This is a genomic window from Streptomyces sp. NPDC031064, assembly GCF_055570965.1.
The window spans coordinates 571,484-596,871 of the sequence record NZ_JBVIGF010000002.1; the positions used below are offsets into that span (position 1 = coordinate 571,484).

Annotated in this window: 19 protein-coding genes; 9 read left to right on the top strand and 10 right to left on the bottom strand. The window is 72.0% G+C overall.

Annotated elements, in window-relative coordinates; genetic code table 11:
• Positions 1-8 precede the first annotated feature (8 nt).
• The 4 genes from ACZ46W_RS09370 to pta all read right to left on the bottom strand — a co-directional run bounded on the left by ACZ46W_RS09370 (position 9) and on the right by pta (position 9,100).
• A complete protein-coding gene (locus tag ACZ46W_RS09370) occupies positions 9-3,860 on the bottom strand; it encodes a hypothetical protein (protein ID WP_468333851.1) in 3,852 nt (1,283 codons plus the stop codon).
• 352 nt (positions 3,861-4,212) lie between these two features.
• The gene (pyk, locus tag ACZ46W_RS09375) at positions 4,213-5,643 is read right to left on the bottom strand and encodes a pyruvate kinase (protein ID WP_468333854.1); all 1,431 of its coding nucleotides are present in this window, start codon (positions 5,641-5,643) and stop codon (positions 4,213-4,215) included.
• 74 nt (positions 5,644-5,717) lie between these two features.
• Positions 5,718-6,959, bottom strand: coding sequence for an acetate kinase (locus tag ACZ46W_RS09380; protein ID WP_468333857.1), 1,242 nt, complete (start codon positions 6,957-6,959; stop codon positions 5,718-5,720).
• The gene (pta, locus tag ACZ46W_RS09385; protein ID WP_468333860.1) at positions 6,956-9,100 is read right to left on the bottom strand and encodes a phosphate acetyltransferase; all 2,145 of its coding nucleotides are present in this window, start codon (positions 9,098-9,100) and stop codon (positions 6,956-6,958) included. Before pta ends, ACZ46W_RS09380 begins: the two co-directional genes overlap by 4 nt.
• A 248-nt stretch (positions 9,101-9,348) precedes the next feature.
• Here pta and ACZ46W_RS09390 point away from each other — a divergent pair, with 248 nt between their 5' ends.
• Positions 9,349-10,374, top strand: coding sequence for an ATP-dependent 6-phosphofructokinase (locus tag ACZ46W_RS09390; RefSeq protein ID WP_468333863.1), 1,026 nt, complete (start codon positions 9,349-9,351; stop codon positions 10,372-10,374).
• A 169-nt stretch (positions 10,375-10,543) separates the two neighbouring features.
• On the top strand, positions 10,544-11,527 hold the full coding sequence (locus tag ACZ46W_RS09395; protein WP_468333866.1) for an RICIN domain-containing protein: 984 nt from the start codon (positions 10,544-10,546) through the stop codon (positions 11,525-11,527).
• Between the two features lie 15 nt (positions 11,528-11,542).
• On the opposite strand, the gene ACZ46W_RS09400 is transcribed toward ACZ46W_RS09395, so the two are convergent.
• The 3 genes from ACZ46W_RS09400 to ACZ46W_RS09410 all read right to left on the bottom strand — a co-directional run bounded on the left by ACZ46W_RS09400 (position 11,543) and on the right by ACZ46W_RS09410 (position 14,689).
• The gene (locus tag ACZ46W_RS09400) at positions 11,543-12,226 is read right to left on the bottom strand and encodes a helix-turn-helix domain-containing protein (RefSeq protein WP_366127296.1); all 684 of its coding nucleotides are present in this window, start codon (positions 12,224-12,226) and stop codon (positions 11,543-11,545) included.
• Positions 12,227-12,335: 109 nt separating this feature from the next.
• Positions 12,336-13,037, bottom strand: coding sequence for a response regulator (locus tag ACZ46W_RS09405; protein WP_468334720.1), 702 nt, complete (start codon positions 13,035-13,037; stop codon positions 12,336-12,338).
• A 5-nt stretch (positions 13,038-13,042) separates the two neighbouring features.
• Positions 13,043-14,689 (bottom strand): sensor histidine kinase, encoded by a 1,647-nt coding sequence (locus ACZ46W_RS09410; protein WP_468333870.1) that lies wholly within the window; start codon positions 14,687-14,689, stop codon positions 13,043-13,045.
• A gap of 125 nt (positions 14,690-14,814) precedes the next feature.
• On the opposite strand from ACZ46W_RS09410, the gene ACZ46W_RS09415 reads away from it, so the two are divergent.
• Entirely contained in the window at positions 14,815-16,161 is a 1,347-nt protein-coding gene (locus ACZ46W_RS09415) for a cation:dicarboxylate symporter family transporter (protein ID WP_468333872.1), read from the top strand.
• A gap of 128 nt (positions 16,162-16,289) precedes the next feature.
• Positions 16,290-17,477, top strand: coding sequence for a YncE family protein (locus ACZ46W_RS09420; RefSeq protein WP_468333875.1), 1,188 nt, complete (start codon positions 16,290-16,292; stop codon positions 17,475-17,477).
• Between the two features lie 24 nt (positions 17,478-17,501).
• Here the strand turns inward: ACZ46W_RS09420 and ACZ46W_RS09425 are convergent, their stop codons facing one another.
• Positions 17,502-18,113, bottom strand: coding sequence for a TetR/AcrR family transcriptional regulator (locus ACZ46W_RS09425; RefSeq protein WP_468333878.1), 612 nt, complete (start codon positions 18,111-18,113; stop codon positions 17,502-17,504).
• Between the two features lie 101 nt (positions 18,114-18,214).
• On the opposite strand from ACZ46W_RS09425, the gene ACZ46W_RS09430 reads away from it, so the two are divergent.
• A complete protein-coding gene (locus ACZ46W_RS09430; protein ID WP_468333882.1) occupies positions 18,215-19,837 on the top strand; it encodes an MFS transporter in 1,623 nt (540 codons plus the stop codon).
• A 107-nt stretch (positions 19,838-19,944) separates the two neighbouring features.
• Here ACZ46W_RS09430 and ACZ46W_RS09435 read toward each other — a convergent pair whose 3' ends face one another.
• Both ACZ46W_RS09435 and ACZ46W_RS09440 read right to left on the bottom strand, forming a co-directional pair.
• Positions 19,945-20,820 carry an aldo/keto reductase gene (locus ACZ46W_RS09435; protein WP_468333885.1) on the bottom strand — a complete coding sequence of 292 codons (876 nt, stop codon included), beginning with the start codon at positions 20,818-20,820 and terminating at the stop codon, positions 19,945-19,947.
• Entirely contained in the window at positions 20,817-21,692 is an 876-nt protein-coding gene (locus ACZ46W_RS09440; RefSeq protein ID WP_468333888.1) for an NAD-dependent epimerase/dehydratase family protein, read from the bottom strand. Before ACZ46W_RS09440 ends, ACZ46W_RS09435 begins: the two co-directional genes overlap by 4 nt.
• 44 nt (positions 21,693-21,736) lie before the next feature.
• On the opposite strand from ACZ46W_RS09440, the gene ACZ46W_RS09445 reads away from it, so the two are divergent.
• The 4 genes from ACZ46W_RS09445 to ACZ46W_RS09460 all read left to right on the top strand — a co-directional run bounded on the left by ACZ46W_RS09445 (position 21,737) and on the right by ACZ46W_RS09460 (position 25,360).
• On the top strand, positions 21,737-22,249 hold the full coding sequence (locus ACZ46W_RS09445) for an Lrp/AsnC family transcriptional regulator (protein ID WP_468333891.1): 513 nt from the start codon (positions 21,737-21,739) through the stop codon (positions 22,247-22,249).
• 29 nt (positions 22,250-22,278) lie between these two features.
• Positions 22,279-22,665: a MerR family transcriptional regulator gene (locus tag ACZ46W_RS09450; RefSeq protein ID WP_468333894.1), complete on the top strand. Its 387-nt coding sequence runs from the start codon at positions 22,279-22,281 to the stop codon at positions 22,663-22,665.
• Positions 22,666-22,676: 11 nt separating this feature from the next.
• Positions 22,677-22,994 (top strand): thioredoxin, encoded by a 318-nt coding sequence (trxA, locus tag ACZ46W_RS09455; RefSeq protein ID WP_468334723.1) that lies wholly within the window; start codon positions 22,677-22,679, stop codon positions 22,992-22,994.
• A 143-nt stretch (positions 22,995-23,137) separates the two neighbouring features.
• On the top strand, positions 23,138-25,360 hold the full coding sequence (locus ACZ46W_RS09460) for a HelD family protein (protein ID WP_468333897.1): 2,223 nt from the start codon (positions 23,138-23,140) through the stop codon (positions 25,358-25,360).
• The last annotated feature ends 28 nt before the right edge of the window (positions 25,361-25,388 follow it).

Consider the following 25,388-nt stretch of genomic DNA (forward strand, 5'->3'; position numbering starts at 1 on the left):
TCCTCGCCCTACTTGGGCAGTTCCTTGTACCGGCCCGAGTGCAGCCAGTCCGTCTCCGACTTCTTGTGCCCGTGGATGTAGTTCTGCTTGATGACCACGACGAACCCCTTGTCGGGGTCGTACGCGACCTTGTTGTTCGTGTCGGTGTCCAGGTGCGTGGCCTTGCCGCGCCACTTCTCGAAGTACTTGGCCATGGCTTCGATGTCACGGCCGATGCCCGGGATGTGGTGGTCCGCCGCGTCGCTCGATGAGGACATCATCCGACGCCACTGGTACTCGATGCCGTCCGCGACGTCCGTGCCGTAACGCTTGTCGATGTCTTCCAGCAGCTCAAAGGGCAGCTCCTCGTCCGGGTCGTAGTCGCACAGGTCGGGATCGTTCGACGAAGCAGCCGAAGCAGCCGAAGCAGCGGAGGCCGAGGCGGACGAGAAGGCCGTGACGGTCGCGCTCCTGTGTACGGCCGGGACGGCCGACTTCGGCTTGCAACCCGGGGCGTCGGGCTCCTTCTTCGCCTTGTCGATCAGCTTCTTGAGGTTGTCCAGGGTGTGCTTGGCCTTCGCCGACTTCTCGAAGAACCCGACGACCCCCGTGCTGATCTTCAGGATCGCCTTGCCGATCGCGGGGATCTTGGCGACCGGAAGGGCCATGCCGATGACGTTGACCAGCGTCCACAGGCAGCTTTCGACGTCACCTTGGGTCAGACATTTCTTGAGGTCCGGCCACCCGATGTACTCGAGGAGGATCTGCCCGCCGTTCGCCTTGACCCAGTCCAGGAGGTCCTGGCCGGCCAGCGCCCGCGCGGCCCGGAACTGGTCCACGCACTCCTGGCCGCAGAGGCGCAGCAGGATGGCCTCGTCATCCTGGGACAGGGCGGGGCCCACATCCGGGCTTCCGGCGTCGGCGCGCTGCTTGCGCAGCTCGGCGAGGCGCTGACGCTCCGCCTCCTCGGCACGGGTGGCCGCGGCGTCGGCGTCCTTGGCCGCGCCCTGTGCGTTGGCGGCGGCCGTCTCGGCCGTCGTCGCGTCCCGCTCGGCCGTGGTGGCCGCGCTCTGGGCGGCCGAAGCGTCCTTCTCCGCCGCACTCGCGGCGGACCGTGCGCCCGCGGCGTCGCGCTCGGCGTCCGTGGCTTCCCGGTCGGCCTGGGCGGCAGCCGTCTCGGCGTCGCCGGCAGCGGCCGAGGCGTAGAACGCGTCCGTGCCGGCCTGGGCGTCGTACTCCTGGGCCCTGGCGTCCGCGGCCTTTGCCGCAGCGGCCGCCTTGGCCGCTTCCGCAGCCGAAGCGCGGGCCGCTGCGACCGACTGAAGGGCTTTCACCGCGTCCGCGGCGGCGGTCGCTGCCGCCTGGGCGGCGATCTTGGCGTCGCCGGCGGCCTTGTCGGCCAGGGCCTTCGCCTCCGCGGCGGCCTTCGCCGCCTCGTTCGCCTTGGCCTGGGCTGCTGTTGCCTGCTGCTCGGCGAGCGTCTTGGACGTCTGGCCCACCAGCACGGCGAACGCCGCGGACGTGTCTGTCTCGCGGTACGGCGAACCGACCGTGATCGCCTCGTTCGCCGCCTTGACCACCGCGTTCGCCGCGTCCCGGGCACCCTGGGCCGCCTGCCCGGCGGCATAGGCGAACCCCGCGGTCTTCGCGGCCCACGCGGCCGTCTTCGCGGCCTCCGTCTTCGCCGCCGTGGCTTCCTGGCGTGCCTTGATCGCCGCGGCCTGGGCCTTCTTGGCTTCCGCTTCGGCGTTGTCGGCGTTCGTCTTCGCGGCGGCCGCCGCGTCGATGGCCTCGGCTGCCGCCGCGTGGGCGGTTGCCGCCGCCGCACGGGTCTTCTCGTAGGCGGACCAAGCGGCGTTCGCGGCCGAGCGTGACCTGGCGGCCGCTCCCTCGGCCCGGGTCGCCGCCGCACGCGCATTGACGGCTGCCGTCGTCGCCTCGTTGGCCGCCGAACGGGCCCGGCTCGCCGCGCCGGAAGCGTCGTTCGCGGCGGTTCGCGCCTCGGTGGCCGCCTGCCGGGTCTCGGCCGCCGCCTCCGTACCGACCGCGGCCGCGGCCGCGGCTTCCAGCGCTGCCGCTCGCGAGGCCGTGGCGTCCCGCTGGCGTTCTGCCGTCACAGCCCGGTCGCGGGCCTTGTACGCCTGGGTCTCCGCCTGCTGGGCCGCCTGCCGTTGCGTCGCGGCCGTCGCCGCCGCCGTTTCCGCGGCGGTGCGGGCGCGTCCCGCCGCCTCCCGTTCCGTCTGGGCGCGCTGTTCGGCGGCCGCTGCCTTCGACCGCTCGGCGGCCGCCAGGTCACGCTCACGCTCGGCGTTGGCCTTCTCTGCCTCCGCGATGGCGCGCTGCTTCTTCGCCTCGGCCGCGCCCGCCTTCGCGGTCTGCTCGGCCGCCTCGGCCGTGGCCTGCGCGTTCTTCGCCTTGGTGGCGTTGGCGGCGGCTTCCTTGGCCTGGGCGTCGGCGGCCGTGGCGGCGGCCTTCGCCTGTGCGGCGGCCTCCTGTGCGGCGGCCTTGCGGAACTCGGTGTTGAGGGCGTGGGCCTGTGTCTGGCTCAGGGCGTAGAGCGCGCTGCTGTCCGCGGCGGTTGCCTTGGCCGCGTTCGAGGCGGTCAGCGCCGTCTTGGCGGCGGCCTGCGTGGCGGCGTACGACGCCTTCGCGACCTGCACCGACTGCTGTGCGTACATCAGGCCGCGACCGCGCGGCAGTTTGGCCTGGTCGGCGATCGTCCACGCGGCGGTCTGCTGGGCGGCCGCCTTGTCCGCGGCGGCCTTCGCCCTGGTCACCGCGCCGTTGGCGATGGGCACCTGGGCGGCCGCTGCCGCGCGGGCCGCGTTCAGGTCGGCGGTGGCCTTGGTGAAGGCGGCCGGCTTGGGATAGTCGAGCGCACCCTTGTTGGCCGCCCAGTGCTTCTGCCAGAACAGAATCTGGTCGGCCTGCCAAGCCTGCCGGATCGCTTCGATCATGGCGTCGGCGGCGATGCGGAGTTCCTTGGCCGCCGCCATCTCGGCGGTGACGATCTCCTTGCGCTGTGCGGCCTGGGACGCGTACTCCGCCTCCCATTCCGTATAGGCCTGGAGGACCACGCCGGACAGGGCCCGGTAGTGGTCGATGGGGTTGTCGCTGTCGCAGCCGGCCCAGGCGAGCTTCAGGTTCTCGACCTCATTGCGGAACTCGGCGGAGTCCGGCGCGGGCGCCTTGGTCGGGAAACCGCCGAACCGCAGGAACGTGGCGAGGTCGTTCGCGGACCCCGTCTCACTCCCTCCGAACCCGAAAAGTTCGTTGCCGGCGACGGGCTTGTACGCGGTCGCCCACGAGTCGTCGGGCGTGGAAAGACCGTCGAAGACCTGCTTCGCCTTGTCAAGCGCCGGCTTGCCGGGTCGTGGGGTGGGGTTCTTCGCCGTCTTGTTGTAGAGCTCGCGCTGGGTCTTCAGGGTGAACGTGAGGATGTCCCCACCGAACTCCGGTGCGTGGTAGGGCCGTCCATTGAAGGAGTTGGTGGAGGCGTACGGCTTGTTCGCCTCGTTCAGCTTGATCTGACGCGCCTGGTACGCATCGGCGTACGTTCGGCCCGCATCTTCGTCCTTCTGGTTGGCCAGAATGGACGGCTCGTAATTCCAGTACATCGCGGCCTGGCGAAGGACCTCGGGTGGCCCGGACAGATTGCTGTTGGCCAGGGCTTTGGCCTCCGGGCCGCCGTAATGGACAGCCTGGGAGACCTGGCAGCGGTCCTTGCGCGCCTGCGCGCCCAGACTGATGCGCAACGTGCGCTCATAGGGGTTGGCCGGGTTGTCGCCCGGCTCATCGGCCGCCGCCGGGACGGCCGTCACCAGGCCGCCCAGGAGGGCGGCCGTTGTCGCCAGGACGATGCCTGACGTCGTCTTCTTCACCGGTCCGGCGCGTCTGCCGCGGCGCCGTCCGGACAGGGGAACTATTCGCACTTCGCAGCCTGTCTGCTCGACGTATGGGTCAGCCCAGGAGGAAGTACGCGAAAGGGGCCCATGTCATCGGCGTTGAGGCATGCCGCATGGGCGCATGGTGGTCTGTCCGGAGAGGTCGCTGGTCAGGCGACGTCAATGAATGCGCGTGCGCTCTCCACACGCACGGTTCCCCCGCCTTCCCCCCGAAGGCCCGGCGATCATCGCATGCCGGTCACCGTCGGCGGAAGGGGAATTTACCGCCGGTACGCCAGTGGGCCGCGCCCTCCGGGTGCGGAAGGTGCGGCCCACTGGTGGGGATGGGTCAGGAGCGGGACTCGCCGCCCAGGTGGTGGACGCGGACCATGTTGGTGGTGCCGGGGACGCCGGGGGGCGAGCCGGCGGTGATGATCATGGTGTCGCCGGCGTTGTAGCGCTGGAGCTTCAGCAGCTCCGCGTCGACCAGGTCGACCATCGCGTCCGTGTTGTCCACGTGGGGGACCACGAAGGACTCGACGCCCCAGCTCAGGGTGAGCTGGTTGCGGGTGGAGACCTCCGTCGTGAAGGCGAGGATCGGCTGCTGGGCGCGGTAGCGGGAGAGGCGGCGGGCGGTGTCGCCGGACTTGGTGAAGGCGATCAGGGCCTTGCCGTCGAGGAAGTCCGCGATCTCGGCGGCCGCGCGGGCGACCGAGCCGCCCTGGGTGCGGGGCTTCTTGCCGGGGACCAGGGGCTGGAGGCCCTTGGAGAGGAGCTCCTCCTCCGCCGCCGCGACGATCTTCGACATGGTCTTGACCGTCTCGATCGGGTAGGCGCCGACCGAGGACTCGGCGGACAGCATGACCGCGTCCGCGCCGTCCAGGATCGCGTTGGCGACGTCGGACGCCTCGGCGCGGGTCGGGCGGGAGTTGGTGATCATCGACTCCATCATCTGGGTCGCCACGATCACCGGCTTGGCGTTGCGGCGGCACATCTCGATGAGGCGCTTCTGGACCATCGGGACCCGCTCCAGCGGGTACTCGACGGCCAGGTCACCGCGGGCCACCATCACACCGTCGAACGCCATCACGACGTCCTGCATGTTCTCGACGGCCTGCGGCTTCTCCACCTTGGCGATGACCGGCACGCGGCGGCCGACCTCGTCCATCACCTTGTGGACGTCCTTGACGTCGTTGGCGTCGCGCACGAAGGACAGGGCGACCAGGTCGCAGCCCATCCGCAGCGCGAAGCGCAGGTCCTCGACGTCCTTCTCGGACAGGGCCGGGACGTTCACGGCGGCACCCGGCAGGTTGATGCCCTTGTGGTCGGAGATGACGCCGCCCTCGACGACGATCGACTTGACCCGGGTGCCGTCGACCTCGGTGACCCGCAGCTCGACGTTGCCGTCGTTGATCAGGATCTGGTCGCCCTTGGAGACGTCGCCGGGCAGGCCCTTGTACGTGGTGCCGCAGATGGACTTGTCGCCCGGCACGTCCTCGGTGGTGATGGTGAACTCGTCCCCGCGGACCAGCTCGACCGGCCCCTCGGCGAACGTTTCCAGACGGATCTTGGGGCCCTGGAGGTCGGCGAGGACGCCCACGGCCCGGCCGGTGTCCTCGGCGGCCTGGCGGAGGCGGTGGTACCGCTCCTCGTGCTCAGCGTGGGACCCGTGGCTCATGTTGAAACGGGCCACGTTCATACCGGCCTCGATGAGAGCCTTGAGCTGCTCATACGAGTCGACGGCGGGGCCCAGTGTGCAGACGATTTTGGAACGGCGCATAAGGCGGATCCTATCGGTTTGTTTCACTGCGGAATATTCCGTCTGGTGGAATGTACAAATGGGCGGGGGGCCGCTCAGTCGTGGACCAGTGAGTAGGTTTGCCGCGCGATTTCCAGCTCCTCGTCCGTCGGCACCACGGCCACCGCCACCCGCGCGTACTCCGGCGAGATCAGCCGCGGCTCCGACGAGCGGACCTCGTTGAGGGCCGCGTCCACCGCCAGGCCCAGCTCTTCCAGGCCCGCGATGGCAGCTTCCCGCACCGGAGCCGCGTTCTCACCGACACCCGCCGTGAACGCCACCGCGTCCACCCGGCCGAGCACCGCGTAATAAGCGCCGATGTACTTCTTCAGCCGGTGGATGTAAATGTCGAACGCGAGCTGCGCCCGCTCGTCGCCCTCATCGATCCGCCGACGGATCTCACGCATGTCATTGTCGCCGCAAAGCCCCACCAATCCGCTCTTCTTGTTCAGCAGGACATCGATCTCATCGGTCGACATTCCGGCCACCCGCTTCAGGTGGAAAACGACCGCCGGATCGACGTCGCCCGAGCGGGTACCCATCACCAGCCCCTCCAAGGGGGTCAGGCCCATGGAGGTGTCCACGCACCGGCCGCCCGCCACCGCCGACGCCGACGCGCCGTTGCCCAGGTGCAGCACGATCACGTTCACCTCGGCCGGGTCCTTGCCCAGCAGCCCCGCCACCCGGCGCGACACGTACGCGTGCGACGTGCCGTGGAAGCCGTACCGGCGGATGCGGTGCGCGTCGGCGGTCTCGGTGTCGATCGCGTACCGCGCCGCGTACTCCGGCATCGTCGTGTGGAACGCCGTGTCGAACACCGCCACCTGGGGGAGGTCCGGGCGCAGCGCCTGGGCGGTGCGGATGCCCGTGATGTTCGCCGGGTTGTGCAGCGGCGCCACCGGCACCAGGCGCTCGATCTCGGCCATGACCTCGTCCGTGATGACGGTCGGCTCCGAGAACTTCAGGCCGCCGTGCACCACCCGGTGCCCGATCGCCGCCAGCTCGGGCGAGTCCAGGCCGAGCCCGTCCGCCGACAGCTCCTCGGCGACCGCCTTCAGCGCCGCCTCGTGGTCGGGGATCGGGGACGTGCGCTCGCGCGTGCCGTCACCGTCGGTCAGCGGCGTGTGGACCAGCCGGGACGTCTCCTCGCCGATCCGCTCGACCAGCCCGACGGCCAGGCGCGCGCCGTCACGCATGTCGAGGAGCTGGTACTTCACCGACGACGAGCCGGAGTTGAGGACGAGGACGCGGGTGGGGTCGGTCACTGGTGCGGTGCTTTCTGTCGTACGGGCGGTCATACGGACGCGGAATCGGAGGCGGACGCGGACACGGATGCGGACGCGGAATCGGAGGCGGACCCGGTGGGCCGGGACGTGGGCTGGGACTGGATCGCGGTGATCGCGACCGTGTTCACGATGTCGCTGACGAGCGCGCCGCGCGACAGGTCGTTGACCGGCTTGCGCAGGCCCTGGAGCACCGGGCCCACGGCCACGGCGCCCGCCGAGCGCTGCACGGCCTTGTACGTGTTGTTGCCCGTGTTCAGGTCCGGGAAGACCAGCACCGTCGCCTGGCCCGCCACCTCCGAGCCCGGCAGCTTGGTCGCCGCGACGGACGGCTCGACGGCCGCGTCGTACTGGATCGGGCCCTCGATCTTCAGCTCCGGGTGCCTCTGGCGCACCAACTGCGTCGCCTCGCGCACCTTGTCGACGTCCGCGCCCGAGCCCGACGTGCCCGTCGAGTACGACAGCATCGCGATCCGCGGCTCCACGCCGAACCGGGCGGCCGTCGCGGCCGACTGCACGGCGATGTCCGCGAGCTGCTCGGCGTTCGGGTCCGGGTTGACCGCGCAGTCGCCGTACACCAGCACCTTGTCGGCCAGGCACATGAAGAAGACGGAGGAGACGATCGACGCCTCCGGCTTGGTCTTGATGATCTCGAACGCCGGGCGGATCGTCGCCGCCGTCGAGTGCACCGAGCCCGACACCATGCCGTCGGCCAAGCCCTCCTGCACCATCAGCGTGCCGAAGTAGTTCACGTCCGACACCACGTCGTACGCCAGCTCCACGCTGACGCCCTTGTGGGCGCGCAGCTCGGCGTACCGCTCCGCGAAGCGCTGGCGCAGCTCGCTGGTGGACGGGTCGACGATCTGCGTGTCCTTCAGGTCGATGCCCAGGTCGGCGGCCTTCTTGCGGATGGCCTCGACGTCACCCAGCAGCGTCAGTTCGCACACGTCACGGCGTACCAGGACGTCGGCGGCGCGCAGCACGCGCTCCTCCGCGCCCTCCGGCAGCACCACCCGGCGCCGGTCCGCCCGCGCCTGCTCCAGCAGCTCGTGCTCGAACATCATCGGCGTGACCCGGCCGCTGCGCGCCACCGAGATCCGCTTCAGCAGGTCGCCGGTGTCCACGTGCCGCTCGAACAGCCCGAGCGCGGTCTCCGCCTTGCGCGGGGTCGCCGCGTTCAGCTTGCCCTCCAGCGAGAACAGCTCGGCGGCCGTCGGGAAGCTGTTGCCGCTCACCGAGATCACCGGGGTGCCGGGCGCGAGCCGCGCGGCGAGGGTGAGGATCTCCTGGCTCGGCCGCTCGTTCAGGGTGAGCAGCACGCCCGCGATCGGCGGCGTACCGGCCGAGTGCGCGGCCAGCGCGCCCACCACCAGGTCGGCGCGGTCGCCGGGCGTGACGACCAGGCAGCCGGGGGTCAGGGCGTTGAGGAAGTTCGGCAGCATGGCGCCGCCGAAGACGAAGTCCAGGGCGTCGCGGGCCAGCCCGGAGCCGTCGCCCAGCACCACCTCGGCGCCGAGGGCCTGGGTGATCTGCGCGACCGTCGGCGCGGACAGCGCCGGCTCGTCGGGCAGTACGTAACAGGGGACGGGCAGGCGGGCGGCGAGGCGCTCGGCGAGGGCGTCACGGTCCTCGGGTGCCACCCGGTTGGCGACCATGGCGAGGATGTCGCAGCCGAGGCTCTCGTAGGCCCGGAACGCGTTGCGCGTCTCGGCGCGCACCGCGTCGGCGTCCTGGCCCTTGCCGCCGACCACGGGTATGACCGAGGCGCCGAACTCGTTGGCCAGCCGCGCGTTCAGCGCCAGCTCCTCCGGGAGCTGCGTGGCGTGGAAGTCCGTGCCGAGCACCAGCACGACCTCGTAGTCGCGCGCCACCCGGTGGAAACGCTCGACGAGCTGCGCGACCAGCTCGTCGGTGCCCTTCTCGGCCTGGAGGGCGGACGCCTCCTGGTAGTCCATGCCGTAGACGGTGGCCGGGTCCTGCGACAGCCGGTAGCGCACCCGCAGCAGGTCGAAGAGGCGGTCGGGCCCGTCGTGCACCAGCGGCCGGAACACCCCCACACGGTCCACTTGGCGGGTCAGGAGCTCCATGACTCCCAGCTCCACGACCTGCCGGCCGTCCCCGCGGTCGATCCCGGTCACGTACACGCTGCGCGCCACGCAAGCTCTCCTGTCGAAAAAATGTGTGAACAAAAAACCCTGTAAGGGTGGCGATACCCCCTTGACAATACCTCTGCGGCTGGGTAGGGCGCCCGCCGGGCGTCTGGCCTGCGAAGACGGGGGAACGCGGTACGGAACGCCTGCGGCGCGGGCGGCGGCGGGAGCGGCGTGAGCACGAGGCGGAGGCCCGTCGTGGGACAATTCGGGAAGGCTCACCCGTACCACTACTGAGCAGGAGACACGGCACGATGCGCATCGGAGTTCTCACCGCAGGCGGCGACTGTCCCGGCCTGAACGCAGTGATCCGGTCGGTCGTGCACCGAGCCATGACCGGCCACGGCGACGAGGTGATCGGCTTCGAGGACGGGTTCAAGGGCCTGCTCGACGGTCACTACCGGCCGCTCGACCTCAACGCGGTGAGCGGCATCCTCGCGCGTGGCGGCACCATCCTGGGCTCCGCCCGGCTGGAGCGCGACAGGCTGCGGGAAGCGGCCGAGAACTGCGAGGAGTTGCAGAAGCGGTACGGGATCGACGTCCTCATCCCCATCGGCGGCGAGGGCACGCTGACCGCCGCCCGGATGCTGTCCGACGCAGGGATGCCGGTGGTGGGCGTGCCGAAGACCATCGACAACGACATCTCCTCCACCGACCGCACCTTCGGCTTCGACACGGCCGTGATGGTGGCGACGGAGGCCATAGACCGTCTGAAGACCACCGCCGAGTCCCACCAGCGGGTGATGGTCGTCGAGGTGATGGGCCGGCACGCCGGGTGGATCGCCCTGGAGTCCGGCATGGCGGGCGGCGCGCACGGCATCTGCCTGCCCGAACGGCCCTTCGAGGTCGACGACCTGGTGAAGATGGTCGAGGAGCGGTTCTCGCGCGGCAAGAAGTTCGCGGTCATCTGCGTCGCGGAGGGCGCGCATCCGGCCGAGGGCTCCATGGAGTACGAGAAGGGCGCCATCGACCAGTACGGCCACGAGCGGTTCCAGGGCATCGGCAACCGCCTCGCCAAGGAGCTGGAGCGGCGGCTCGGCAAGGAGGCCCGGCCGGTCATCCTCGGCCACGTCCAGCGGGGCGGCACGCCGACCGCGTACGACCGCGTGCTCGCCACCCGCTTCGGCTGGCACGCGGTGGAGGCGGCGCACCGCAGGGAGTTCGGCAACATGACCGCCCTGCGCGGCACGGACATCCACATGGTGCCGCTCGCGGAGGCCGTCACGCGGCTGAAGACGGTGCCGGAGAACCGGATGTACGAGGCGGAGTCGGTGTTCTGACACCTGCCCGCGCTTGGAGCGGCCCTGATCGTCACCCCCGTCGACGATCAGGGCCGCTCGTCCTTAACCACTCTTGAGATGCGCCTCCGGTTCGACAAGGCTTGCACTTGTCCGGGACATGTCCCAACTCCGTCCCGGCAGCGGGGCGGTGGAGAGAGGGAGGGCGCGCATGACCGACGGGGAACCGGCTCCCGACCCCCGCGAGGCGCGCGATCCCGCCGCGTTCGTGGCCCGGCTCCAGGCGCTCAAGGACTGGTCGGGCCTGACCTACCGGGAACTCTCGGCCCGCGCGGAGGCGGTCGGCGACGCCCTGCCCCGCTCCACGGTCGCGAACATGCTCTCGCGCACGACGGTGCCGCGCGAGGAACTCGTCATGGCGTTCGTCCGCGCCTGCGGGGCCGGGCCCGGGGAGCTGGAGGACTGGCTCGCCGTCCGCAAGGAGCTCGCGGTACGGGGCGGTGCGCGGGACACGGTACGGGGCAGTGTGCGGGGCGCGGTACGCGGCAGCCACGGCGGCGAGGACGGCGAGGTGGGCGAGGGCGGCGCGCCCGGCGACGTCTCCCCGCCCGCCGGGGCCTCGCGGTGGCGGGTGCTCGTGCCGGTGGTGGCGGTGACGGCTCTGGTCGTCGCCGCCCTCACGGTCGTGGCGTTCCTCCGGGGCGACGACGCCCGGCACCTACCGGGCCGCGACGCGGCCGCGCCCGAGGCGGGACCCGTGGACGTACGGGCCGTGCACTCGGGCCTGTGCCTGAACGAGCGGCCCGGGCAGCGCAGCGGGCAGGTCTACCAGGTGCCGTGCGCCGGGGCGGTCGTGCCGCGCTACAGCCTCGTACCGCTGGACGGCGGGCTGTGGCGGTTGCGCTCGGACCACCCCGACTACGGGCCCGGCTGCGCGGGCCTGCCCGTCGAGGCCGGCCCGCCCGAGGGTGCGCCCCTGGTGGACCAGGAGTGCGGCAAGCGGGGCGCCCGCGAGGCGTTCCGTATCGAGTCGGCCGGCGGCGGGGCAAGTTACCGCATCCGGTCCGCGCACTCGGACCTGTGCCTGGAGGTACGGGACGCCTCGGCCGCGCCGTGGACGGAGGTCGTCCAGCGGGCGTGCGACGACGGAGGCCGGGGCCAGCTCTTCAGCTTCGACCGGCACCGGGCGCGGTAGGGCGCGCGGTAGGCGTCAGAGCCGGGCCAGCTCCCAGAAGTGCTCCACGATCCGCGCCAGGAACTCGCGGCCCGCCTCGCCACCGCTGTCTCCGGTCACGTCGGAGCCCCAGCTGTTGGTCGCCACCATGCGCGACTGGTAGTCGGAGTAGAGCTGCTGGAGCACTTCCTCCAGGTGGTGGCGGTCCATCGGCAGCAGCTTCGCCGCCGGTTTCACGTACGCCTGCCAGCGGGTCGTCGCCGCGCTGCGCAGCACGTCCGCCAGTTCCTCGTCGCGGCCCGTCGCCGTGATGAGCTCGCGGGGGCCGAGGGAGAGCGCCTCGGCGAGGGCGGCGGTCTGGCGTTCGTTGCCGCGCCAGCGGCCGGACTCCTCCATGCGCAGGTACGCCTTGACGTCGAGCCCGACGCGGCGCGCCAGGTCCTCGGGCGCGATGGCCCGCGCCATGCGGTGCTCGCGCAGCGTCGTGGCGGCGGCCAGCAGTTCGCCGGGCGAACACCACAGGACGCCGGCGAGGGCGGTGAGCTCGCGTGCGTCGGGGGCGGCGACGCCCCGCTCCCAGGCGATCACTGTTTCGGGCGGCACGCCGAGGCCGTACTGGGCGCGCAGGCCGTAGGCGACGTGGGCGGGAGCCATACCCAGCGCCTCACGCAGTCGGCGCGCGGCGAGGGCGTTGAACGGTGGAGACGGGGGAGAGTGCACGCGCACAAGGTAGAAGCAGAGGGTCACTTTTGGCTACGGTGCGTTCAACCAAGGCCAAATGTCGTAGGAACGTCCAGATGCTCCCCCTAGTGCACTACCTGTCGGTAATTTACCGTCCCTTACCGGCCTTGGGGGACACCCAGCGGTACTGGAGCTCCGGCCGGCCGACCTGGCCGTACTGCGGGCTGCGCTCCGCCCGCCCGGCCGTGACCAGGTGCTCCAGGTAGCGGCGGGCGGTGATCCGCGAGATGCCGACCGCCGCGCCGGCCTCGGCGGCGGTCAGCCCGGTGGCCGACTCGCGGAGGGTCCGGGTGACGGCGGCCAGCGTCGGGGCGCTCAGCCCCTTGGGCAGGGCGGCGGGCTGCGGCGTACGGAGGGCGGCGAGTGCCCGGTCCACCTCCTCCTGGCCGGACGCCTCACCGGCGGCGGCGCGGAACTCGGCGTACCGGGTGAGGCGGTCGCGCAGGGTCGCGAAGGTGAAGGGCTTCAGTACGTACTGCACGACGCCGAGCGACACGCCTTCGCGCACGATCGCCAGGTCGCGGGCGGAGGTGACGGCGATGACATCGGCGTGGTGACCCGCGGCGCGCAGCGACCGCAGCAGGTGCAGGCCGTGCCCGTCCGGCAGGTACAGGTCCAGGAGGATCAGGTCGACGGCCGTCCGCTCCAGCAGCCGCCCGGCGGCGGCGCGGGAGTGCGCCACGCCCACCACGGTGAAGCCCGGCACGCGCCCCGCGTACAGCGCGTGCGCGTCCGCCGCTACCGGATCGTCCTCCACCACCAGCACCCGGATACCGCCCGCCCCGGACATCTCGGTCACGACGCCACCTCCGCCTCGGAGGCGGCTGCCTCGCCGGCCGCCGCGGCGGCCGCCCCAGGTCCCAGGGGCAGCCGGACCGAGAACTCGGCGCCGCCGTCCGGGGCGCGGCCGAGGGACACCGTGCCGTGGCCCCGGTGGGCGGCCTGGCGGACGAGGGCGAGGCCGAGGCCGCGGCCCGGGCCCCGGGTGGACCAGCCGCGCTCGAAGACCGCGCCGTGGTCCTCCGCGCCCACACCCGGACCGGAGTCGGCGACCCGCAGCAGCAGCTCACCGGCGTCCTCGTCCGCCCGCGCGGTCACCGTGACCCGGGACAGGGGCGTGCCCTGGGCGGCCTCCAGGGCGTTGTCGATCAGGTTGCCCAGGATCGTCACCAGGTCCCGTGCCGGGAGCGTCGGCGGCAGGACGCCGTCGTCGATCCGGCTGTCCTCGGTCAGCACCAGCTCCACGCCCCGCTCGTTCGCCTGCGCCGCCTTGCCCAGCAGCAGCGCGGCCAGCACCGGCTCGGCGACCGCGTCGACCACCCGGTCCGTGAGCGTCTGCGCCAGCTCCAGCTCCGCCGTCGCGAACTCGACCGCCTCCGCCACCCGCCCGAGCTCGATCAGCGACACCACCGTGTGCAGCCGGTTCGCCGCCTCGTGCGCCTGGGAGCGCAGCGCCTGGGTGAACCCGCGCTCCGAGTCCAGCTCGCCGGAGAGCGCCTGCAACTCGGTGTGGTCCCGCAGGGTCACCACCGTCCCGCGCCGTTCCCCGCCGACCACCGGCCGGGTGGACACCACCAGCACGCGCTCACCCGTCAGGTGCAGCTCGTCCACCCGTGGCTCGGCCGCCAGCAGTGCCCCGGTCAGCGACACCGGCAGGCCCAGCTCCGCCACGGGTGTGCCCACGACGTCCGGGCCGAGGCCCAGCAGCTCCCGCGCCCCGTCGTTGATCAGCGCGATCCGGCGCTGCCCGTCCAGCATCACCAGGCCCTCGCGCACCGCGTGCAACGCGGCCTCGTGGTAGTCGTGCATCCGGCTCAGCTCGGCGGCGTTCATGCCGTGCGTGTGCCGCCGCAGCCGGGCGTTGATCACGTACGTCCCGGCGCCGCCGAGCGCCAGCGCCGCGCCCGCCATGCCGAGCAGCGCGGCGACCTGCCCGCGCAACTGCTCACTGATCCGGTCGACCGTGATGCCCGCGCTCACGAGACCCACGACCTCGCCCCGGTCGTACACCGGCGTCACCGTCCGCACCGACCGGCCGAGCGTGCCCCGGTAGGTCTCCGAGTACGTCTGGCCGCGCCGCGCCTCCTCGATGTGGCCCAGGTACTTCTTGCCGATCCGGTCCGGTTCGGGATGCGTCCAGCGCGTCCCGTCCGGCGCCATGATCGTGACGAAGGTGACGCCCTGCTCGCCGACGAGGGACGCGGCGTACGGCTGGAGCACGGCGGTCGGGTTGTCCGAGCGGGCCGCCCGGACGACCGCCGGGGAGCGGGCGACCGCCGTCGCGGTCGCCGTCGCCTGGCGGCGCGCGGTCTCTTCGGCCTGGCCCCGGTCGTTGACGTACGCGAAGATCGCGCAGCCCGCCACGATGGCGGCCACCAGCACGACCTGCATCGCGAAGAGCTGGCCGGCGAGGCTGCGGGGGCGGGGGTGCGCGATACGCATGAGGTAAGTCTGCCTGTCCGGAAAATGTGTGAACGAAAGGTACGCAACGGTGACCGTCGTCACAAGGTGAGAGATGGTCTCGGGGATCCCCAGGGACAGTGGAGCGACTCACCGAGGAGGACCCCGTGGCCGCACGACGGGACCGTACCCACTATCTGTATCTGGCCGTCATCGCGGCGGTCGTGCTCGGCATCGGCGTGGGCTTCGCCGCCCCCGGCGTGGCCGTCGAGCTCAAGCCGCTGGGTACCGGCTTCGTGAACCTGATCAAGATGATGATCTCGCCGATCATCTTCTGCACGATCGTGCTGGGCGTCGGCTCGGTCCGCAAGGCCGCCAAGGTCGGTGCGGTCGGCGGACTGGCGCTGGGCTACTTCATGGTCATGTCGACCGTCGCCCTCGCCATCGGCCTGCTCGTCGGCAACCTGCTGGAGCCGGGCGCGAGCCTGCGCCTGACGGACGAGGTCGCGGCCGCGGGCGAGAAGCAGGCGTCGGGCGCGAGCGAGGGCACCGTCGACTTCCTCCTCGGGATCATCCCCAAGACGCTGGTCTCCGCCTTCACCGAGGGCGAGGTACTCCAGACGCTGCTGGTGGCGCTCCTCGCGGGCTTCGCGCTCCAGGCCATGGGCAAGGCCGGTGAGCCGGTGCTGCGCGGCATCGGGCACATCCAGCGCCTGGTCTTCCGCATCCTCGCCATGATCATGTGGGCCGCCCCGGTGGGTGCCTTCGGCGCCATCGCCGCCGTGGTCGGCGAGACCGGTCTGGACGCCCTGAAGTCCCTCGCCGTCATCATGATCGGCTTCTACATCACCTGTGCCGTGTTCGTCTTCGTGGTGCTCGGCGCCCTGCTGAAGCTGGTGGCGGGGGTCAACATCCTGACGCTGCTGAAGTACCTGGGCCGCGAGTTCCTGCTGATCCTGTCCACCTCCTCCTCCGAGTCCGCGCTGCCGCGCCTCATCGCGAAGATGGAGCACCTGGGCGTGAGCAAGCCCGTCGTCGGCATCACCGTCCCGACCGGCTACTCCTTCAACCTGGACGGCACCGCCATCTATCTGACGATGGCCTCCCTCTTCGTGGCCGAGGCGATGGGCAACCCGCTCTCGATCGCCGAGCAGATCTCGCTCCTCGTCTTCATGATCATCGCCTCGAAGGGGGCGGCGGGCGTCACCGGCGCCGGTCTCGCCACCCTGGCCGGCGGCCTCCAGTCGCACCGCCCCGAACTGGTCGACGGCGTCGGCCTGATCGTCGGCATCGACCGCTTCATGAGCGAGGCCCGCGCGCTGACCAACTTCGCCGGCAACGCGGTCGCCACCGTCCTGGTCGGCACCTGGACCAAGGAGATCGACAAGGCGCGGGTCGCCGAAGTCCTCGCCGGGAAGGTGCCGTTCGACGAGAAGACCCTGGTCGACGACCACGCGCCCGCCACCGACGAGCCGGACGACCTCCGCGAGGCGCGGGAGCCGGTCAAGGTCTGACGTACGTGGGCAACGGCGAGCCGCGCGGGAGGCGAACTCTCGCGCGGCTCGCGCCTTCGCGACCGTACCGCCGGTAACCGGAACGTGTCATCGTAGGGCGTCCTGGCATGTGCATGAAGGGATCCCCCATGTCACGTCTTCCCGCACTGCTCGCCCTCACCCTGACGCTGGCCCTCGGGTCGGTCACCGCCTCCGCCGCCGAGGAGCCCCGGACCGCCCTGCGCGATGTGGTCGTCGTCGGCAACAGCGCCGACGGCACGGTCAGCTTCATCGATTCCCGTACGTACGAGAACCTCGGCTCCCTCGACGTCGTCCCGGACCTCGAAGCGATCCTCGCCGGCATGGACCCCGTCCGCCGCGCCGCCTACGAGGTGGTCAGACAGCAGGCGGGCGGCGACAAGTTCGTCGACGACGCCCATCTCTCGGCCGACGGCCGCACCCTGTACGTCTCGCGCGGCAACCTCGGTGACGCCGCCGCGTACGACATCGCCTCCGGCCGCCAGCTCTGGCGCACCCACCTGGACGGCTTCAAGGCCGACCACGCCGCCCTCTCCCCGGACGGCCGCACCTTCGTCGTCTCCGCCATCACGGCCGCCAAGGCGCAGGCGCTGGACACCGCCACCGGCCGGATCACCGGGGAGTTCGCGACCGGCACCTACCCGCACGAGAACATGTACTCGGCGGACGGCGGCCGCCTGTACAACATGTCCATCGGCGTCACCTCCCTGCCCAAGGCCCTCAACGCCCTCAAGGGCGTCAAACAGGTGACGGTCGCCGACGCGAAGAGCCTGAAGGTGCTGCGGAAGTACACCTTCGACAGGGGCGTGCGCCCGGCCGTGATCACCCCGGACGGGAAGACGATGTACGCCCAGCTCTCCTACCTCAACGGCTTCATCGAGTACGACCTGGAGGCCGGGCGTACCGTGCGGACGGTCGAGATGCCGTTCAGCGCGGCGGGCGCGGCCCTGAAGCCCGACGACTACCCGCAGAACTCCGCCCACCACGGCATGGCCATGAACGGCACCAACGACAAGCTCTGCATGGCCGGGACCATCGACGACTACACGGCCGTCGTCTCCCGCCCCGGCCTGACCACCGACGGCTTCGTCCACTACGAGCCCGGCGCCCTGCCCTACTGGTCCCTGACCGCGCCCGGTGGCACGCACTGCTTCGTCACGCTCTCCAACCGCGACGAGGTCTCGGTCGTCGACTACCGCACGGCCAAGGAGGTCGCCCGGGTGAAGGTCGGCGACTTCCCGCAGCGCGAGCGCGCGGGCAAGGTGGCCGAGGCCGCCCTGCCGGGGCTCAGCCGGTAGGCCCGGGGCACGCCCTGCCGGGGCTCAGCCCGTGGGCCCGGGCAGGGACTCCACCAGTTCCTCCGCCCGTCCGGCCGGGACCCCGGCCGAGATCAGCGTCGTCACCGCGGCGGACCGCCCGGCCCGGTCCGCCGCCAGCGCCCCCGCGTTCACGGCCTCCATCAGCCCGAACAGCACCTGTTCGTGTACGTACGCGAGGGCGGCGGCCGGCAGCGGCGAGGTGAACACACCCTCGTCCAGCCCGCGTTGGAGCACCGCCGCGCAGGCCTCGCGCACCGGGGTGAGCCGGGCCCGGATGCCCTCCATGGTGACGCTGCGCTGGGCGAGGGAGACCAGCAACCGGTAGCGGTCGGCGATCTCCCAGACCGCGAGCGTCGCCCGGGCCAGCGCCTCCGCCGGGTCGTCCACGCCCTCGCGGCCGCTGGCGTGCGCGTGGGCCACCGACTCGACCGCGCTGTCCACGAGCGCGGCGATCAGCGCCTCGCGGCTGGGGAAGTGCCCGTACACGGTCCGGCGGACGACGCCCGCCGCACGGGCGATCTGGTCCATGGAGGCGTCCGGGTCGCGCAGCAGCTCGGTGAGGGCCACCTGCTCGATGCGGCGGCGGTTCGCGTCGGCTCGTCCTGATGAGGTCACCCGCTCATTTTGCACATGGCTGTGCAGTGGCGTAACTTGCACAGCAGTGTGTAATTGCACATCACTGTGCAAGAGTGAGCGAGGAAAGGACGGATCGGGCCATGCGTCTCGTGCTGAAGGAGCCGGTCGAGCGGATGGAGCGGCCCTACCCACGGCGCTGGTGGGCCCTGCTCGTGCTCTGCCTGAGCCTGCTGATCATCGTGATGGCGAACACCGCCCTCACCGTCGCCGCCCCGGACATGACCCAGGACCTCGGACTGACCAGCTCCGACCTCCAGTGGGTCATCGACGGCTACACCGTCCCCTACGCCGCGCTGATGCTGCTGCTCGGCGCGATCGGCGACAAGTACAGCCGGCGCGGCGCCCTCGTCCTCGGGCTTCTCGTCTTCGGCGCCGGCTCGGTCGCCGGATCGCTCGTCGACTCGTCCACCGGCGTCATAGCCGCCCGCGCGGTGATGGGCGTCGGCGCGGCGATGATCATGCCGGCCACGCTCTCGCTGCTCGCCGCGACCTTCCCGCGCGCCGAGCGCGCCAAGGCCATCGTGCTGTGGACCGCCACCGCCGGCATCGCCATCGCCGCCGGACCGCTGGTCGCCGGAGCCCTGCTGGAGAACCACGGCTGGGCGGCCACGTTCCTGATCAACGTCCCGGTCGCCGCGCTCGCCGTCATCGGCGCCTTCACCCTCGTACCGCCGTCCAAGGCCGCCCGGCACGGGCGCATCGACTACGTCGGCGGTCTGCTGTCCGTCGTCTGGACCGGCGCGCTCGTCTACATGATCATCCAGGGTCCGCACTTCGGCTGGGACGCCAAGGCCGTCGGCTCGGCGGTCGTCGCGGGCGCCGGACTGATCGCCTTCGTCGCCTGGGAACTGCGCCACCCACGCCCGGTCCTGGACGTCCGCCGCTTCCTGAACCGGGGCTTCGCCGGCTCCAACCTGGCCGTCGCCCTGTTCTTCCTCGCCGTCTTCGGCGCCTTCTACTACCTGACCCAGCACCTCCAGTTCGTGCTCGGGTACGACCCGCTCGACACGGGCGTACGGATGCTGCCGCTGGCCGGCGCGGTCTTCGCCGGATCGGCTCTGACCGGGTTCCTCACGCCGCGCCTCGGCATGAAGGTCACGGTCACGGCGGGCATGGCCTCCGGTACGGTCGCGCTCGCGCTCCTCACCCGGGTCGACGCCGGTTCGGGGTACGGCGACCTCGTCGCCCCGCTCGTCATCCTGGGCGTCGCGATCGGCCTCGCGCTCTCCCCGTGCACCGACGCCATCATGGGCGCGTTCCCCGAGTCGGAGCTGGGCGTGGGCGGTGCCGTCAACGACACCTCCCTGGAGCTCGGCGGCTCACTCGGCATCGCCCTGCTCGGCTCGGTGCTGGCGTCCTCGTACTCCTCGCACCTCGCCGACGCCACCGAGGGGGGCGGCCTGCCCGCCGAGGCCCTCGCCACCGCCCAGGACTCGGTCGGCGCCGGGTACGCCGTCGCCCACGGCATCGGTGAACAGGCCGCCCACGCCGCCACCCCGCAGCAGGGCGCCCAACTCGCCGAGGGCGCCCGCCGGATGGCCGACGCGGTCGGCTCGGCCTTCTCCGACGCGGTCGCCCACACCAGCCTGGTCGGCGCGGCGATCCTGGCCGTCGGCACGGTGCTGGTGGCGGTCCTCCTGCCGGGCCGGAAGGCGCGCGCGGAAGCGGAGCCCGAGGCCGCCCGCGAGCCCGAGCTCGTCTGAGCCCCCGCACGGCTGGGCCCGTGACGTGCCGCCGGGGGGCCGCACGTCACGGGCCGAGCAGCACGCGCCCGCACGTCACGCGCCCGGCAGCGCGGGCTCCCCGCACGTCACGGGCCGAGCAGTGCCAGCTCCCGCTCGTCCAGGACCAGTTCGGCCGCCCCGGCCGAGTCGCGGGCGCTCGCCGGGCGGCTCGCGCCCGGGATGGGGACGACCACCGGGGAGCGGGCCAGCGCCCAGGCCAGGGCCACCCGCTGCGGGCTGACCCCCCGCTCCCGCGCCACCCGGTGGAACGCGCCGAACCGGGGGTCCGCCTCCTGCGCGGACGGCCCGTCCAGCGAGCTGCGCGAGATCCCGCCGAGCGGGCTCCACGGCAGGAACGCCAGCCCCAGCTCGGTACAGAGCCGCAAGCACGGCCCGCTGTCGCGGACGGCGGGGGAGTACCGGTTCTGCACGGAGACCAGCCGGTCGCCGAGGACCTCGTGGGCGAGGCGGATCTGCGCCACGTCCACGTTCGAGACGCCGGCCATGCGGATGGTGCCCTCGTCGAGCAGGTCCCGCAGCGCGCCCAGGGACTCGGCGTACGGGACGGCCGGGTCCGGCTTATGGAGCTGGTACAGCCCGATCGCCTCGACGCCCAGCCGCCGCGCCGACGCCTCGGCGGCCCGCCGCAGGTGGGCGGGGTCGCCGTTGACGGTCCAGCCGCCGTCCGGGGTGCGGCCGCGGCCGCCCTTGGTGGCGACGAGCACCCCGTCGCGGTCGCCGCCGTACGCCGCGAGGGCGCGGGCCACCAGCAGCTCACCGTCGCCCGGTGCGCCGCCGCCCGGCGCGTGGTACGAGTCGGCCGTGTCGATGAGCGTGACGCCCGCGTCCAGCGCGGCGTGGACGGTGGCGAGTGCGCGCGCCTCGTCCGGGTGGCCCTCGATGGACAGGGGCATCGCGCCCAGTCCGACGGCTCCCACCCGGATGTCTCCGACGTACCTCACGCCCGGCCTCCGAGGGTCTCGCCGACGGCCCGGTCCAGCCAGTCGGAGCTGTGCCGGAAGGGGTAACCGAGGGCGGCGGCACGGGAGTTGTCCATGGCGTACGCGCGCCGGAAGGAGAACGGGGACACCTCACCCACCTCCACCTCCTGGAACACCGCCGTCCCGCCGGTCCGCGCCTCGACGGCGGCGCAGATGTCCCCGGTCGTCAGGGGGCCGTCCGAGGCGGCGTTCACCGGTCCGGTGAACTCCTGCTCGGCCGCCCACGCCAGGAAGCCGGCGATGTCCTCCACGTACACATAGGTCGCGGGGTGGTTGGTGACGGGTACGGCGATGGGCCGGCCCTCCCGGATCCGGTCCGCGTAGTGCGTCAGGCGCCCGGTGAAGTCGTCGGCGCCGCCCAGGACGTGGGCGACGCGCACGGCCGTGAACGCGAGGTCCGGGTCCTGTGTGAAGACGGCCTCGGCCTGCCGCTTGCCCTCCCCGTAGGGCAGGTCGGCGTCCAGGTCCACGGCCACGGTGCGCGGGTCGACGGCCTCCTCCCGCACGGGCGTGGCCGAGTCCTCGTACTCGTACACCTCCACCGTGGAGGTCATCACGTAGCGCCGGGTGCGCGGGCCGAGGACCCGCCGGGCGATGTCCGCCTGGCGCGGGGTGTAGCAGACCTGGTCGATGACGACGTCGAACGTCCGCCGGCCGAGCGCCGTCCGCAGGGCCTCCTCGTCGTCCCGGTCGGCGACGACGTGAAAGGCGCCGGCGGGCGGCGTGGAGGAACCGCGATTGACGACGGTTACCTGGTGACCCGATGTCAGCAGCCGTTGAATGAGGCGCTTTCCGAAATACCGGCTCCCGCCGATCACGCATATGCGAAGCATGGGACCAGTGTTACGTTGACGGGCCGCAGCCTGAAGGGGGAACCATGGGAGATACGGCCGCCGCACCGAAAGAACAACGGCATCTGCGTCCCGCCACCAACGAAACATCGGCGCCCGTTTTCGATTCCGTCGACCGGCAGATCCTGGAGCTCGTCCAGGCCGACGGCCGGATCAAGCTCAGCGAGCTCGGCCGCCGCGTCCGGCTCAGCCCGGCGGCGGTCGCCGAGCGGGTGCGCCGCCTGGAGTCGTGCGGCGCCGTCACCGGCTACGGCGCCCATGTGTCCCCCGCCCGGCTCGGTTACGGCATCCAGGCCTTCATCCGGGTCAACCCGCACGGCGGGTACACCTTCAAGCACCCCAGGACCCTGGAGCTGCTCGCCCGCCCCGAGGTCCTGGAGGCCCACCACGTGGTGGGGGAGGACTGCTGGATCCTCAAGGTGGCGGTGAGGGACACCGTCCACCTGGAGGACGTCCTGGAGCAGACGTCGGCGCTCGGCCGGACGACGACGTCCATCGTGCTGTCGTCCCCGGTGGCCCGCAAACCCCTCTTGCCTTGACGTCCACGTCAACCCCTACCGTCACACGCATGCGAATCGGCGAGCTGGCGAAGCGCGCGGGTACGACCACGAGGACCCTGCGCTACTACGAGTCCCGGGGCCTGCTGCGCGCCCGGCGGACGGAGAACGGCTACCGCACGTACGACGAGGACGACCTGCGGCTGCTCCAGCAGATCCGGACCCTTCAGGACTTCGGGTTCGAGCTGGAGGAGACCCGGCCGTTCGTCGACTGCCTGCGCGCCGGTCACCCGGCCGGCGACGCCTGCCCGGCCTCGCTGGACGTCTACCGGCGCAAGCTCGACGAACTGGACGGCCTGATCGGCCAGCTCCGCTCGGTCCGCGCCGAGGTCGCCGCCCGGCTGGCGCTGGCGACGTCAACACCCGCACCCGCTTGCGAATTCGGAGGCACCCCGTGAGCCACCCCGTGATGAATGTGACCGACGCCGACTTCGACAGCGAGGTCCTGGCGGCCGACCGCCCCGTCCTGGTGAAGTTCACCGCCGACTGGTGCGGCCCGTGCCGTCAACTGGCCCCGGTGCTGGGCGCGGTCGCCGCCGAGGAGGCGGACCGGTTGAAGGTGGTGCAGATCGACGTCGACCGGAACCAGGAGACCACGGTGCGGTACGGGGTGCTGTCGACGCCCACGCTGATGGTCTTCCAGGGCGGCGAACCGGTGCGGTCGATGGTCGGGGCCCGTCCCAAGCGCCGGCTGCTGCGGGAACTGGAGGACGTGCTGGGCGCCTGACGTCTCTTGCGTGCACAGAAAAACACCCCGGTCCGAATTGACGGCCGGGGTGTTTCTTCGCGTATATTTGACGTTTCGTATGCGGACATGGCAAGTCGCACACGGAAGTTCAATAAACGCACTGTATCGCGTCAGGAGTCGGATTGTCAACCGAGGAATATCGGAAAGAGCAGCAATTCATCAATGAGCTCTACGCGCGACTCGACCACCTGCGCGACCAGGCGGAAACCGCCGTCCGCGCCGCACTCAAGGACGTGGGGACCGGGTTCCAGGCGCGGCTGGAGCGTGATGTGCTGGTCGCCGAGCAGTCCGGGCTGCTGGCGGCGTTCGACGCGGGGGAGAACGGGCTGTGTTTCGGGCGGCTCGAATTCCGCGACGGGCGCGACCACCACATCGGGCGCATCGGAATCCGTGACGACGACGAGGAACGCACCCCCCTCGTCGTCGACTGGCGCGCCGACGTCGCCCGGCCGTTCTACCTCGCCACCGGGTACGAGCCGATGGGGCTGCGCCGACGGCGTCACATCACCACCAAGGGGCGCGACGTCACCGCCCTGCACGACGAGATCCTCGACCTCACCGACACCACCCGCACCGGGCACGAGAGCCCCGACGCCGACGAGGTGCTGCTCGCCGCGCTCGGCGCCGCCCGCACCGGGCGCATGAGCGACATCGTCCAGACCATCCAGGCCGAGCAGGACCGCATCATCCGCGCCCCGCACCAGGGCGTCCTGGTCGTCGAGGGCGGCCCCGGCACCGGCAAGACCGCCGTCGCCCTGCACCGCGCTGCCTACCTGCTCTACGCCCACCGCGAGCAGTTGGCCCGGCGCGCCGTCCTCATCGTCGGCCCCAACCCCGCCTTCCTCGGCTACATCGGCGAAGTCCTGCCCGCGCTCGGGGAGACCGGAGTGCTGCTGGCCACCATGGGCGAGCTGTTCCCCGGTGTCCGTGCCACCGGCACCGACACCCCCGAGGCCGCCGAGATCAAGGGCCGCGCGGCCATGGCCGACGTCCTCGCCCGGGTCCTGCGCGACCGGCAGACCGTGCCGCCCACCCACGCGCCGATCGAGATCGACCACGACGACTACGGCACCCTCCTGCTGGACCGGAACATGGCCGAGGACGCCCGCTGGGACGCCCGCTCCACCGGACTGCCGCACAACCTCGCCCGCCCGCGCTTCGCGTTCCGGATCATCGACGCGCTCACCGACCAGCTCACCGAACGGCTCGGCGCCGACCCCTTCGGAGGCCCCAACCTCCTCGACCGCTCCGACATCACCCAGATGCGCAAGGAGATCGCCGCCGGCGCCCACGTCCACGCCGCGATCGAGGAGCTGTGGCCGGTCCTCTCCCCGGAGGAACTCGTGGCCGGCTTCCTCGCCGAGCCCGACGGCTACCTCCCGGACGGGGAGGCCGAGTTCGTACGGCGCACCACAGGCCCGTGGACCGAGGCCGACGTACCGCTCCTGGACGAGGCGGCCGAGCTGCTCGGGCACGACGACACCGCCGAGTGCGCCGCCGCCGAGCGGGAGCGCCACGCCCGGGTCGCCTACGCGCAAGGCGTGCTGGACGTCTCCTACGCCTCACGGACGTACGAGTTCGAGGACGAGGAGTCCGAGGTGCTCGGCGCCCACGACATCATCGACGCCGAACGGTTCGCCGAGCGCCACGAGGAGGCCGACCACCGCAGCGCCGCCGAGCGTGCCGCCGCCGACCGCACCTGGGCGTTCGGGCACGTCATCGTCGACGAGGCCCAGGAGCTGTCCGCGATGGCGTGGCGGCTGCTGATGCGCCGCGTCCCCACCCGCTCGATGACGCTCGTCGGCGACCCGGCCCAGACCGGTGACGCGGCCGGCTGCGGCTCCTGGCAGGACATCCTCGGCCCGTACGTCGGCGACCGCTTCGAGCACGTCCGCCTGGGCGTCAACTACCGCACGCCCGCCGAGATCATGGAGGTCGCGGCGGCGGTGCGCCGGGCCGAGGACCCGGACTTCACCCCGCCGCGCTCGGTGCGCTCCACGGGCGTGGCGCCCTGGGAGCGGACGACGGACGACCTGCCCGGCGAGGTCGCCGCGGCCGTACGCCGCGAGGCGCCCGCCGAGGGCCGGCTCGCCGTCATCGCCCCGGCACCGCACCACGCGGCGCTGGCCGCCGCGCTGCCCGAGGCCGCGCACGGCCCGGACCCCGACCTCACCCGGCCGGTCGTCCTGCTGGAGCCGCGGCAGGCCAAGGGCCTGGAGTTCGACACGGTGATCGTCGCCGACCCGGACGCCATCCGGACCGGCGGGCCGCACGGCGTCAACGACCTGTACGTGGCGCTGACCCGCGCCACCCAGCGGCTGGGGATCGTGCGCCTCACCGGCTGAGGGGCGTATGCGCGGGGCAGGCCGGCCG